The following is a 12,553-nucleotide window of genomic DNA, read 5'->3' on the forward strand; positions in this document are numbered from 1 at the left end:
GCTCAGGTGCCGTGGCGCTTTCGATAGCTTTCGAGGAAACGGGCGATGCGGCCGACGGCGTCGTGCAGGTCGTCTTCATGCGGCAGGAAGACCACCCGGAAATGGTCCGGACTCGGCCAGTTGAAGCCGGTGCCCTGCACCAGCAGCACACGCTCTTCCTCAAGCAGCTCGGCGATGAAGGCCTGATCGTCCTCGATCGGATACACCTTGGGGTCGAGCCGCGGGAACATGTACAGCGTGGCCTTGGGCTTGACGCAGGTGACGCCCGGGATGGCGGTGATCAGCTCGTAGGCCAGATCACGCTGGCGCCGCATGCGGCCGCCTTCGGCGACCAGATCGTCGATGCTCTGGTAGCCGCCCAGTGCGGTCTGGATCGCGTACTGGCCTGGCACGTTGGCGCACAGGCGCATCGAGGCCAGCATGTTGAGGCCCTCGATGTAGTCACCGGCGCGGCGCTTGTCGCCGCACACCACCATCCAGCCGGCACGATAGCCGCAGGAACGATAGTTTTTCGACAGGCCGTTGAAGACGATCGTCAGCACGTCTTCCGACAGCGCGGCCAGCGAGGTGTGTACCGCGCCGTCGTACAGCACCTTGTCGTAGACCTCGTCGGCATACAGGATCAGGTCGAACTCGCGGGCCAGCGCGATGATGTCCTTGAGCACCGAATCGGGGTACAGCGCGCCGGTCGGGTTGTTGGGGTTGATGACGACGATGGCGCGCGTGTTGGCCGTGATCTTCGCGCGCATGTCGGCGATGTCCGGCAACCAGCCCTGCTCCTCATCGCACAGGTAGTGCACGGGGCGGCCGCCCGACAGGCTGACCGCAGCCGTCCACAGCGGGTAATCCGGCGCCGGCACCAGCACCTCGTCACCGGCGTTGAGCAGCGCATTCATGGCCATCACGATCAGCTCGGACACGCCGTTGCCGAGGTAGATATCCTCAATGTCCACACCCTTGATGTTCTTCTGCTGGGTGTAGTGCATCACCGCCTTGCGCGCGGAGAAGATTCCCTTGGAGTCCGAATAGCCCGACGAATTGGGCAGGTTGCGGATCATGTCCATCTGGATTTCTTCGGGCGCGTCAAAGCCGAACGAGGCCAGATTGCCGATGTTCAGCTTGATGATGCGATGACCTTCGTCTTCCATCTGGCGCGCGCGTTCGAGCACCGGACCGCGAATGTCATAGCAGACGTCGGCAAGCTTGAGCGACTTGCGGATCGCGCGCCCCTCGGGGCTGCTCACGGCCGGCGCGGCCCCTGCGGGCGAAACCGGTGCAAGCGAGAGTTTGCTGGTCACAGTCATGATGCCCGTCCTATGGGAGAGAGGTCGCGCTAAAGGTCTGGTGGACCGCCCGGGCGCGAAAGGCCGGATGCGTCGTGTGGAAAAGGGCTCAATGGTACAGAACGCGCGACTTTCCGGCAATTTGCCGGCGTTTTGGCGCTACCAGAACAAGCACAGCAGCACGACGCCGAGCACCACGCGATAAATCACGTAGGGCAGCATGCCGGTGCGCGACAGCAGGCGGATGAACAGCCCGATGCAGGCATAGGCCGACACCCCCGCCACGACCGTACCAAGCGCCAGCGTCAGCCACGCCACCGGCACATCGGAGGCCAGCAGATCGCGGCCGACGAGCACGTTCGACGCCAGCAGGGTCGGAATCGACAGCAGGAAAGAGAAGCGTGCCGCGGCCTCACGCGTCAGCCCCAGCATCAGCCCGGCGGTAATCGTGATGCCCGAACGCGAAGTCCCCGGAATCAGCGCCAGCGCCTGCGCGAGCCCGACGAAGGCCGCTTCGCGCCAGCCGATGCTGAATTCGTCGCGGCTGCGCCGCCCGGTCGCATCGGCCCACCACAGCACCAGACCGAACACGATCGCCGTCACGCCGATGATCACCGGTCCGCGCAGCGCGGTCTCGATGTAGGCCTTGCCGACCAGCCCGAAGAACACCACCGGCAGCGTGCCCAGCACCACTGCCCAGGCCAGCCTGGCGTCCGGCGTCCAGCGCCCGGCCAGCGAACCGAAACCCGCAACCGTCATGCGCGCCAGCTCGGCCCGGAAATACACCACCACCGCCACCAGCGTCCCGAGGTGTACGGCCACGTCAAAGGCCAGCCCCTGATCGGGCCAGCCAGTCAGCACCGGCACCAGAATCAGATGCGCCGAACTGGAAATCGGCAGGAACTCGGTGACCCCCTGGATCAACGCAAGAATGAGGGTTTGAAAGATATCCACCGGCGCTCCGCGAACTGATTCAGCCGAGCATGATAGCCCATGCCACGGGCCCTCGCGGCGGCCGGAGCATGGCCAAATGCAACGATTGTCAATGTCGTCGAATGTCCGCTACGCTGGCGTCGCACACAACAAGAAAACGGAGCCGCGATGAGCGAAACCACCCCAGCGCCCGACTTCACGCTGCCCGCCACCGGCGGCCACAGCGTCACCCTTTCCGCACTGCGCGGCAGCAAGGTCGTGCTGTACTTCTACCCCAAGGACAACACCCCCGGCTGCACCAACGAGAGCAAGGATTTCCGCGACCTGCACGCCGACTTCGTGGCCACCGGCTGCGCGGTGTTCGGCATTTCGCGCGACGGCATGAAGTCGCACGAGAACTTCAAGAGCAAGCTGGAGCTGCCCTTCGAACTCATTTCCGATGCCGACGAAAGCGCCTGCGCGGCTTTCGACGTCATGAAGCTCAAGAACATGTACGGCAAGCAGGTGCGCGGCGTCGAACGCAGCACCTTCCTGATTGATGCACAAGGCAACATCGCGCGGGCGTGGCGCGGTGTGAAGGTACCCGGCCATGCCGCCGAGGTCCTTGCTGCTGCGCAGGCCCTGTAACCCTTTCGCCCACAAGGCACCCCCGAGAGAGAGAGCACTCGATGACCAAGCGCGCCACCCGCAAGTCTGCCCCGAAGGCCAAACTGTTCGTCCTCGACACCAACGTGCTGATGCACGATCCGACCAGCCTGTTCCGCTTCGAAGAGCACGACATCTACGTGCCCATGATGACGCTCGAAGAACTGGACTCGAACAAGAAGGGTATGTCCGAAGTGGCGCGCAACGCGCGTCAGGCCAGCCGCACCATGGACGAGATCGTGTCGTCCTCGGAAGAAGGCATCCGCGCGGGCATCGAGCTCGAAGGTCCCTCGCACGGTCTGGCCAGCGGCAAGCTGTTCCTGCAGGCCGAAGCCATCAACTTCCAGTTGCCCGAGGCGCTGCCGACGGTCAAGGGCGACAACCAGATCCTCGCCGTGGTGATGCATCTGGCCGAGAGCCAGCCGGGCCGGCCGGTAATCCTGGTGTCGAAAGACATCAACATGCGCATCAAGGCCCGCGCGCTGGGCATCGAAGCGCAGGACTACTTCAACGACAAGGTGCTCGAAGACAGCGACCTGCTGTACACCGGCGCGCGCGAACTACCTGCCGACTTCTGGGACGCCCACGCCAAGGGCATGGAGTCGTGGAAGGAAGAAAGCCACACCCGCTATCGCCTCTCCGGTCCGCTGGCTGCCGACCTGCTGCTCAACGAGTTCCTCTACCAGGAAGGCGCCACACCACTGCAGGCCTGGGTGCGCGACAAGCGCGGCAACACCGTCGAAATCGAGTCACTCACCGACTACAGCCACAGCAAGAACAGCGTATGGGGCATTACCGCCCGCAATCGCGAGCAGAACTTCGCACTCAATCTGCTGCTCGACCCCGAGATCGACTTCGTCACCCTGCTCGGCCAGGCCGGCACCGGCAAGACCCTGCTGACACTGGCTGCGGCACTCACGCAGGTGCTCGAGACCAAGCGTTTCTCCGAGATCATCATGACGCGCGTGACCGTGCCGGTGGGTGAAGACATCGGCTTCCTGCCCGGCACCGAGGAAGAGAAGATGGCGCCGTGGATGGGCGCGCTCGAAGACAACCTCGACGTGCTCAACGGCACCACCGGCGAGGGCGGCGAATGGGGCCGTGCGGCCACCCGCGACCTGATCCGCAGCCGCATCAAGATCAAGAGTCTGAACTTCATGCGCGGACGCACCTTCCTCAACAAGTTCCTGATCATCGACGAGGCGCAAAACCTCACGCCCAAGCAGATGAAGACGCTGATCACGCGCGCCGGTCCCGGCACCAAGGTGGTGTGCCTGGGCAACATCGCGCAGATCGACACGCCCTACCTCACCGAAGGCAGCTCCGGCCTCACCTTCGTCGTCGACCGCTTCAAGGGCTGGGCGCACTCGGGCCACATCACGTTGCAACGCGGCGAGCGCTCACGCCTGGCGGATCACGCCGCCGAAGTCTTGTAGCCGCGAGACCTCGCGGGAGGAATTCGATGGAACAGACCGCTCCACAGATGCTGGCCAGCGCCAACCTCGAATTCCTCCTGCGCCACACCCCGTTCGCCAGCCTGAAGCCGGAGGCGCTGCAGTTTCTGGCGGAGCGGGTTCAGCTCACCCACCACCCCGCCGGCAGCGAAATCCTGACGCCCGAAATGGGCCCGCCGCGGCATTTCTTCATCATCGAACGCGGCAGCGTGCAGGCCCTGCAGCATGGCGTGCTGGCCGGCACGGATTACGAAACGCTCACGCTCGACGCCGGCGAGTGCTTTCCGATCGGCGCGCTGTCGGCGCAGCGCCCCACCACCAATACCTACACCGCCATCGAGGACAGCTACCTCTACGAGCTGCCCGCCGCCGATTTTCTGGCGCTGATGCAGATGAGCCCCGAGTTCCATCTGTTCTGCACGCGCTTCATCGCCAGCCTGCTCGGCCAGTCGCGCCAGCAGCTGCAGGCGACCTTCACGCAGCGCGCCGCCGAGCAGCAGACCATGACCACTTCGCTCGGACGGCTGCTCGCCCACGAGCTGATCAGTGTCGCGCCCGACACGCCCACCCGCAGCGTGCTCGAACAGATGGCGGAACATCACATCGGCTGCATGGTGGTGGTCGACGCCGCGCGTCGTCCGGTCGGCATCCTCACGCAGAGCGACATCATCCCGCGCGTGGTGCTTGCCGAAGCCGATCTGGCCACGCCGATCGAATCCCTGATGACCGCGCAACCGATCACGGTGGCGAGCACCGCCACGGCCTACGATGCGGCGCTCGAAATGGCCACCCACGGCGTCCAGCACCTGATCGTCGTCGACAGCCAGGGGCGCGCCGCCGGCGTGGTGTCCGAGCGTGACCTGTTCTCGCTGCAGCGCATCAGCCTGCGCCAGATCCGCGCCAGCATCGACGGCGCCACCGACATCGACACGCTCGAACGCGCCGCCCGCGACATCCGCCAGCTCGCGCTCAACCTGATCGCCCAGGGCGTCGCCGCCGAACAGCTCACGCAGTTCATCTCGGCGCTCAACGACGCGCTGACGCGACGCATCATCAACCTCGAACTGGAGCGCCACGACCTGCAGGACGTGGACTACGCCTGGTTCGCCTTCGGCTCGGAAGGCCGTCACGAACAGACGCTGTCCACCGATCAGGACAACGGCCTGCTGTTCAGTGCGCCGGCCGTGCAGGTCGACGCGCTGCGTGCGCGCCTGCTGGCCTTTGCCGGCGACGTGAACCTGCATCTTGCGGCCTGCGGCTTCCCGCTGTGCAAGGGCAACATCATGGCCAGCAACCCGGATCTGTGCCTGAGCTTCGAGGAGTGGCAGCAATGCTTCGCGAAGTGGATCCGCACCCCCGAGCCGCAGGCCTTGCTCAACGCCTCGATCTACTTCGACTTCCGCGTGCTCGCCGGCAACGAACGCCATGGCGAAGCGCTGCGCGACGGACTCAACAAGGCCGCGCGCAAGAACCCGACCTTCCTTCGCCTGATGGCCGAGAACGCGCTCAAGGTCACGCCGCCACTGGGCCGCTTCCGCGATTTCGTGGTCGACGACGACGGCCTGATCGACCTGAAGAAGTCCGGCGCACGGCTGTTTGTCGACGCCGCCCGCATCTTCGCGCTGCGTTCGGAAGTCAGCGTCAGCGGCACGGCCCAGCGTCTGCGCCAGGCGGGCGCCAGAATGGGCGTTCGCAGCGAGGAGATCTCGGCCATCCTCGACGGATTCCACTTCATCCAGCTTCTGCGCCTGCGCTCCCAGCATCTCGATACCGAGCACGACGCGCCCGGCGACAACTGCGTGCGCCCCGAAGACCTCAACGAACTGGACCGCCGCATCCTCAAGGAAGCCTTCCGCCAGGCGCGCAAACTGCAGCTTCGCCTCAAGCTCGACTACCAGCTATGAACTGGCTCTCGCGCCTGCGAGCAGGCCGTGCGGCAAAACCGGAACTCGACCCCGCAGCACGCGAGAGACTTGCCCACTGGCGCGCGGTGGCCGAGCCCGATCTCGGCCGTAGCCACGTGGAAACCCGTTATGTCGTCCTCAACACGCATGCCACGGGACTGGACATCGGGAGTGACACGCTATTGTCGATCGGCGGAATCGCGGTGGATTCCGGCCGCGTTGCATCTTCCGACGGATTTCACGGCAAGCTCGGCGACGACCCGCGAGCAATGCTGGTCGAGTTGCTGGAATTCACGCGTGCCGGCCCGGTCGTGGTGTTCAACGCCGGATTCAACCGGGTCTTGATCGAACGGGCGCTGGAATCACACCTGGGGCTTACCCCGGAATGGACCTGGATCGACCTCTACTGGCTGTTGCCGCAGCTGTTCGACGAGCATTCGAGCGAGCCGCTGAGACTGGCGCAGTGGATGACGCTGCTCAATGTGGAGACGTTTCAGCGCTTTCACGCACTCGGCGATGCCTACGCCGTGGCAAGGCTGATGCTCGCGGTGGAATCGCGCGCCCGTGAGCGCGGCCTGCAGACGCCTCAAAGCCTGCTCGCCGTAGAGCGCGCGGCACGCAACTTCGAGCGCCGCTAGGCGGGCAATACAACGCGAGTGGTGTAATCGGCGGCGATCAGAATCGCCAGAATCAGCAGCCACGCGCAGGCGGCAAAGGCGAACAGCCGGACCAGACCGCGCTCCTCACGCAGATGCATGAAGTACCACAGCACCAGCGCCGCCTTGGCCAGCGCGATACCCATGCCGGCCACCAGACTGGCCGCGCCGCTGAGGAAGAAGCTCACCGCCACAGTGGCCGCCAGAAGCGCCACAAGACCGGCCCACGCAGCGATATACGATCGAATGCCGATCATCCCGTCACCGCATGAGGTAGAGGCTTGGATAGAGGAAGACCCAGACGATATCGACCAGGTGCCAGTAGAGCCCGCAGACTTCAACGGTCGCGACGTTGCCGGGCAAGCGCAGGGTTTTGCGGGCGATCCGCCAGCTGAGCCACAGCAGCAGGCAGATTCCGACGAGAAGGTGGAAGGCGTGAAGCGCCGTGGCGATGAAATAGGCGTTCATGAACAACTCGTGCACCGGCCCCGAGAATTGCGTCGGCCAACTCACGGCCGGGAGCAGACCTTCGCGGTACTCCAGCCAGTATTCGACGCCCTTCGCGCACACAAACACCCACCCCAGGCCGGCGGCGCTCCACAGCAAACCCACCGCCAGGCGCGCCCTGCCCTCGCGCGCCGCGGCGACCGCCAGCGCCACGGCGAGGCTCGATGTAAGCAGCACCAGGGTATTGGCAGCGCCTATCCATACGTGCAGCTTGCGTGACGCCGCGATCGCCTCGTCGGGATGCAACCCGCGAATCACGAAGATGACCACCAAGATGGCGCCGAACAGCATCAATTCGGTGGCCAGAAAGGCGTACATGCCCAACATGTCGGCCTCGCGCTGCTGCCGGGCATCGCGATAGGGCTCGCGCACGTTCAGCTGCTCAGCCATTCCGGTACTCCATCTCGTACTCGTACGGCGGCCCGTCGACCACCGGCGGCTCCTCGAAGTTGTGCTTGGGCGGCGGCGAGGGAACCGTCCATTCCAACCCTGACGCATTCCACGGATTTGGCGGAGCCGGCTCGCCGTGGCGGAGCGAATAGAGGAGATAGGCGAACGGCAGCAGATAGGCGACGCCCAGCACCCCGGAACCGAGTGACGAAAAGACGTGCAGCACCTGGAACTCGTCCGGATACACGTGGTAGCGCCGGGGCATGCCGAGATAGCCGAGGATGAACTGCGGAAAAAACGTGAGGTTGAAACCGAGGAAGATGAAGATCGCCGTAATCCGCCCCCACAAGTGCGAATAGCGGCGGCCGAACATCTTCGGCCACCAATAGTGGAGCGCGCCGAAATAGGCCGAGACCGTGCCGCCGACCATGATGTAGTGGAAGTGGGCGACGACGAAATAGGTGTCGTGCACATGCACGTCGATCGCCAGCATCGCGAGGATCAGGCCGGTCAGCCCGCCGACCACAAAGAGGCCGATGAAGGCCGCCGCAAACAGGAAAGGCGTATCGAGCGAGATGTGGCCCTTGTAGAGCGTCGCTGTCCAGTTGTAGATCTTGATGCCCGAGGGCACGGCCACGGCGAGGCTGAGGAAGGAGAACACCGCGCTCGCATACATCGATTGCCCGGCCACGAACATGTGGTGCCCCCACACCAGAAAACCGATGATCGCTATGGCGATCGATGAGCCGGCAACGAACCAATAGCCGAACACCGGCTTGCGCGCCGCCGCCGAGACCAGCTCACTCACCACGCCCATCGCCGGCAGCACCATGATGTAGACCGCCGGATGGCTGTAGAACCAGAACAGGTGCTGGAAGAGCAGCGGATCGCCACCGCGCGCGGGGTCGAACACCCCGAGTCCGAACACGCGCTCTGCGGCGATCAGCAGCAGCGTGATCGACAGCACCGGCGTGGCCAGCACGAGGATGATCGAGGTGGCATAGTGCGACCACACGAACAGGCGCAGCCGCCCCCAGGTCATGCCCGGCGCACGCAGCTTGTGCACGGTGACGATGAAGTTGAGCCCGGTGAGGATGGACGAGAAGCCGACGATGAACACCGCCACCGCCACCAGCACCACGTGACCGTTGGCGAACATCGAGGAAAGCGGCGTGTAGAAGGTCCAGCCGGTGTCCACACCGCCAGCAACCAGCGCATACAGAGTGAACAATCCGCCGAGCATGTAGATGTACCAGCTCAGTAGATTGAGCCGGGGAAAGGCCACGTCGCGCGCGCCGATCATCAGCGGCAGCAGGAAATTGCCGAAGGTCGTGGGAATGGACGGTATGAGGAAGAACCACACCATGATCACGCCGTGCATGGTGAACGCGCGGTTGTAGCCCTCGTTGCTCAGCAGGTCGCCTTGCGGCGTCAGCAGGTCGGCCCGGACCAGCGCGGCAGCCATGCCGCCGATGAAAAAGAACAGCGTCACCGAGATCAGATAGAGGATGGCGATGCGCTTGTGGTCGGTGGTGAAGAGCCACGATTTCAAGGTGTGGCCGGCACGCAGATAACTCGCGCGCTCGGCCCCCGTCTCGTACTCACTGGGGCGCTCGGACTGCGCGTCGGTGGCTGCGTCGCTGACGTGCTTCACGGCTGCACCTCCCGGCTCCCCAGGCTCTTGATGTAGGCGACAAGCTTGAGCACCTCTTCCTCCGAAAGCACGTTGCGATACGTCGGCATGATTTCCGGGTAGCCGGCGGCGATCTGCGATTGCGGCAGGAGGATGCTGTCGCGGATGTAGTGCTCGTCGGCGGTGACGATTTCCCCGCCATCGAGCGCCACCGGGCTGCCGTAGAGCCCGTCCAGCGACGGCGCGTGCACGGTCGCCGACGGCCCATGGCAGCCGCTGCAGCCATGGCTGCGAAAGAGCGCCGCGCCAGCCTCGGCCAGCGGCTGACCCGCCTCGGATTCCTCCAGCCAGCGCGCATAGTCGCGCGCCTCCATGACGATGAAGCGCCCACCCATCAGCGAATGCTCGGTGCCGCAGAACTCGGCGCACGTCAGGCGATAGCTACCCGGCCGCTCGGCGGTGAACCACATCGTCGTATAGCGCCCGGGCACCGCGTCCTGTTTCAGTCTCAGCGCGGGAATGAACAGACTGTGGATGACGTCCTGCGAGGCCAGGGTCAGCTTCACCGGCTGCCCCACCGGCACGTGCAGCTCGTTGATCTCGCGCTGCCCACCGGGATGCTCGAACTTCCACATCCACTGCTTGGCCACGACGTTGACCTCCAGCGCCCCTGACGGAACGCGCGACAGATCGAAGTACAGCCACGTCGCCCAGACATAGAAGACGAGGATGAGCGCGAACGGGATCAGCGCCCACGACGTCTCGAGCCACACATTGCGGTCCACCGGGTGTTCGCGGTTGGCCGACTTGCCGCGTCGGTACTTCACGGCGAAGACCACGATGAGGATGAAGACCGGCGCGGAAAGAAGCAGGCTGAGGCCCGAAATCCCGATGACGAGCAGATCAACGCTCTCGCCATGGGCGGACGCCTGCACCGGCCACAGGGGCACGAAATCGCTCATCGCCGCGCCCCTGCCCTGTGCTCGCGGTACAGCGCAAGCCCGATCAGCCCAAGCGCGAGGGCCGCGGTCAGCCCACCCCCGATGCGCAGCAGCATCCACACCAGCGAACCGTAACGCCCGGTCTCCGGGTCGTAGTGGTAGCACAGCAGCAGAAGCTGGTCGCGCCAGTCGCCGATCTCACCGCGGCCGGCTTCGGTGAGCGCGAGGCGCAGGTCCGTCGGCGCCGGCGAAAGGCCGTACAGCCAGCGCGCCAGCTGACCGTCCGGCGTGAGCACGGCGGCGGCGGCCACGTGAGCGTATTGCCCGATGCGCTCGTCCCAGGCGTAGCGATATCCAAGCGCGCTGGCAACGGCCCGGATGTTCTGCTCGCTACCGGTCAGCGCGTGGACTGCCTGACCGAACTCGGGGAAGGCGGCGGTCAGCCTTGTCAGCGCAGCGCGCGCCTGCTCGGGGCCTTCGCTGGGATCGATACCAAAGGCCACGACGCTGAAGTCACTGCCGGCTTCAAACGCTTGCGCGCGAACCGTCTGTGCCATGCCGGAAAGCGTCACCTCACAGATATTCGGGCAGGCATGCAGCACGGGCACGAGCACGATGGGCTTGCCGTCACCAAGCTGCTCGAGCGACACCGAAGCCCCGGACGCATCGACGAACGCAAGCTCGAGCGGCACACGCGCGCCGGCGCGCCGGTCGATGCCGACGTCTTCAAACGGATCGAAGGCGAGCACCGGCCCACAAACGAAAATGGCGAGCACAACAGCGGCGATGCATCTCATGGCTCACCCCCCGCGTCGTCCGGCCAGCCTTCCGCCGCGAGAAGCTCCATCGCCCGCTCAATCGGAATGCGCGCCGTGCCCGCTGCGCGGTCCACCCACGCGTACCCGTGCAGCCTGCTGTTGGCCGCGCGTTCGACCGCGGCGCGGCCTTGCGCCGGCACCGTTTCCAGGCGCGGCGCGGGCGGCACGAGCTGTGTCGTTTCCACAGGCGTCGCGGGTTCGGGTCGATCGAGATGGGCAAACAGCGACAACAGCCCCGCCACCACCGCACCGGAAAGGACAATGCCCGCGAACAGGCCGATTCCCACGCGGGCTATGAGCCGCACCGATGCGTCGCGCGGTTCGTGGCCTTTGCGCACGATGTCGTCCGGCGGCGTTTGGTGGAGATGGCTCATGCGACGCGCCCTCCCGCCACGCCCTGGTCGCGCCTGCGCTGCACAGCAGCGAACCCGGCGACACCGAGCGCACCAAGACCGCCGAGCGAGAGCACCGCAACGCTGAGCGCGGCGAGGCCTGCGGAGGTCTCCGGCAGCACGAGCCAGCAAACCTCCAGCGCCTTGCCGACAAGCACCGCGCCGCAGAGACCGGTCAGCCATTTGCGGCCGCGCCGCAACGGCGCGAAGAGCAGCATGAAGGCCGGCACGAAATGCAGCGCGGCAATGGTCTGAGCCACCAGAGACCATCCGTCCGCGGCGCGGTGCTGGTACCACAGCACGCCGTGCGGCAGATTGTTGGACCAGATGATGAAGAACTGCATGAAGGCGAAGTAGCCCCACAGCAGCAGCATGCACAGCAAAAGCGCGCCCAGCACGCCGGTGTGCTGCGCTCTCGCCTCCGCACTCAGATGCACCGGAACGAGAACGGCGAGTGCGATGGTGAGCTGGATGGACAGAAGGTAGAGGCCGAAGCCGGAAGAGTGGAATTCCGGGTCCAGCGACATCAGCCAGTCGAAAGCGATGACGGTGTCGAACAGGACAAACAGGACCAGCCCTGCCACCGCCACCGGCATGGACCGAAGCCGGCGCAGGACCAGCAGCACGGCGAGCCCGGTCGCCAGAACGAAGAACAGCACCGTGCGCGACACGAACGACCAGCGCGCCAGATAGGCCCCGCGAAAGCCGGATTCTGTCTCAGCCGTCCAGGGGTACAGCGTGTCGAGGCCCACCAGCAGCGGAAGCGCGGCGACCGCGGCCAATGGCACAAGCAGCATTGCCACTTCCGCCGGCGCACCCAGCGCCTCGCCCCAGCGCCCGGGAATGATGCGCATCATGGTCACGAGCGCGAGCGCCCCCAGCGGCACGCTGCTCCAGAAGACGAAGCCAACCAGCCATCCGCCGAAGGCACCGGGCACGAACACCGACAAGGTCAGCGCGGCGGTCACGCAGAGCGCGCCGCCAAGGCCGACACGAG

Annotated in this window: 13 protein-coding genes; 4 read left to right on the forward strand and 9 right to left on the reverse strand. The window is 65.4% G+C overall.

Annotated features, from left to right (window positions below):
* Nucleotides 1-2: 2 nt before the first annotated feature.
* Together AC6H0N_RS08155 and AC6H0N_RS08160 are read right to left on the reverse strand one after the other, a co-directional pair.
* Nucleotides 3-1,304 (reverse strand): pyridoxal phosphate-dependent aminotransferase, encoded by a 1,302-nt coding sequence (locus AC6H0N_RS08155; protein WP_497573596.1) that lies wholly within the window; start codon nt 1,302-1,304, stop codon nt 3-5.
* A gap of 138 nt (nt 1,305-1,442) precedes the next feature.
* Complete coding sequence (locus tag AC6H0N_RS08160) at nt 1,443-2,237, reverse strand: undecaprenyl-diphosphate phosphatase (protein WP_497573597.1); 795 nt, start codon at nt 2,235-2,237, stop codon at nt 1,443-1,445.
* A 147-nt stretch (nt 2,238-2,384) separates the two neighbouring features.
* Here AC6H0N_RS08160 and AC6H0N_RS08165 point away from each other — a divergent pair, with 147 nt between their 5' ends.
* Genes AC6H0N_RS08165 through AC6H0N_RS08180 form a run of 4 tightly spaced genes read left to right on the forward strand, consistent with a single transcriptional unit; the run spans nt 2,385 to nt 6,857 of the window.
* Nucleotides 2,385-2,843 carry a peroxiredoxin gene (locus AC6H0N_RS08165; RefSeq protein ID WP_497573598.1) on the forward strand — a complete coding sequence of 153 codons (459 nt, stop codon included), beginning with the start codon at nt 2,385-2,387 and terminating at the stop codon, nt 2,841-2,843.
* 41 nt (nt 2,844-2,884) lie between these two features.
* Entirely contained in the window at nt 2,885-4,297 is a 1,413-nt protein-coding gene (locus AC6H0N_RS08170; RefSeq protein ID WP_497573599.1) for a PhoH family protein, read from the forward strand.
* A 26-nt stretch (nt 4,298-4,323) separates the two neighbouring features.
* On the forward strand, nt 4,324-6,219 hold the full coding sequence (locus tag AC6H0N_RS08175) for a DUF294 nucleotidyltransferase-like domain-containing protein (protein WP_497573600.1): 1,896 nt from the start codon (nt 4,324-4,326) through the stop codon (nt 6,217-6,219).
* Nucleotides 6,216-6,857 (forward strand): 3'-5' exonuclease, encoded by a 642-nt coding sequence (locus tag AC6H0N_RS08180; RefSeq protein ID WP_497573601.1) that lies wholly within the window; start codon nt 6,216-6,218, stop codon nt 6,855-6,857. The genes AC6H0N_RS08175 and AC6H0N_RS08180 overlap by 4 nt, the downstream gene beginning before the upstream one ends.
* Here AC6H0N_RS08180 and AC6H0N_RS08185 read toward each other — a convergent pair.
* From AC6H0N_RS08185 to AC6H0N_RS08215, 7 genes are read right to left on the reverse strand one after another with little or no spacing between them, the layout of a single operon-like run.
* A complete protein-coding gene (locus AC6H0N_RS08185) occupies nt 6,854-7,132 on the reverse strand; it encodes a cytochrome C oxidase subunit IV family protein (protein WP_497573602.1) in 279 nt (92 codons plus the stop codon). The genes AC6H0N_RS08180 and AC6H0N_RS08185 overlap by 4 nt on opposite strands.
* 4 nt (nt 7,133-7,136) lie before the next feature.
* Nucleotides 7,137-7,772 (reverse strand): cytochrome c oxidase subunit 3, encoded by a 636-nt coding sequence (locus tag AC6H0N_RS08190; protein ID WP_497573603.1) that lies wholly within the window; start codon nt 7,770-7,772, stop codon nt 7,137-7,139.
* Nucleotides 7,765-9,426, reverse strand: coding sequence for a cytochrome c oxidase subunit I (gene ctaD, locus AC6H0N_RS08195; RefSeq protein WP_497573604.1), 1,662 nt, complete (start codon nt 9,424-9,426; stop codon nt 7,765-7,767). The genes AC6H0N_RS08190 and ctaD overlap by 8 nt, the downstream gene beginning before the upstream one ends.
* Nucleotides 9,423-10,367 carry a cytochrome c oxidase subunit II gene (gene coxB, locus AC6H0N_RS08200; RefSeq protein ID WP_497573605.1) on the reverse strand — a complete coding sequence of 315 codons (945 nt, stop codon included), beginning with the start codon at nt 10,365-10,367 and terminating at the stop codon, nt 9,423-9,425. Before coxB ends, ctaD begins: the two co-directional genes overlap by 4 nt.
* Nucleotides 10,364-11,143, reverse strand: a complete 780-nt coding sequence (locus tag AC6H0N_RS08205; RefSeq protein ID WP_497573606.1) for an SCO family protein — start codon at nt 11,141-11,143, stop codon at nt 10,364-10,366. Before AC6H0N_RS08205 ends, coxB begins: the two co-directional genes overlap by 4 nt.
* Complete coding sequence (locus AC6H0N_RS08210; protein WP_497573607.1) at nt 11,140-11,538, reverse strand: hypothetical protein; 399 nt, start codon at nt 11,536-11,538, stop codon at nt 11,140-11,142. Before AC6H0N_RS08210 ends, AC6H0N_RS08205 begins: the two co-directional genes overlap by 4 nt.
* A complete protein-coding gene (locus AC6H0N_RS08215; RefSeq protein ID WP_497573608.1) occupies nt 11,535-12,524 on the reverse strand; it encodes a hypothetical protein in 990 nt (329 codons plus the stop codon). The genes AC6H0N_RS08210 and AC6H0N_RS08215 overlap by 4 nt, the downstream gene beginning before the upstream one ends.
* Between the last annotated feature and the right edge of the window lie 29 nt (nt 12,525-12,553).

It is taken from the genome of Pseudazoarcus sp. NS34 (assembly GCF_059703725.1).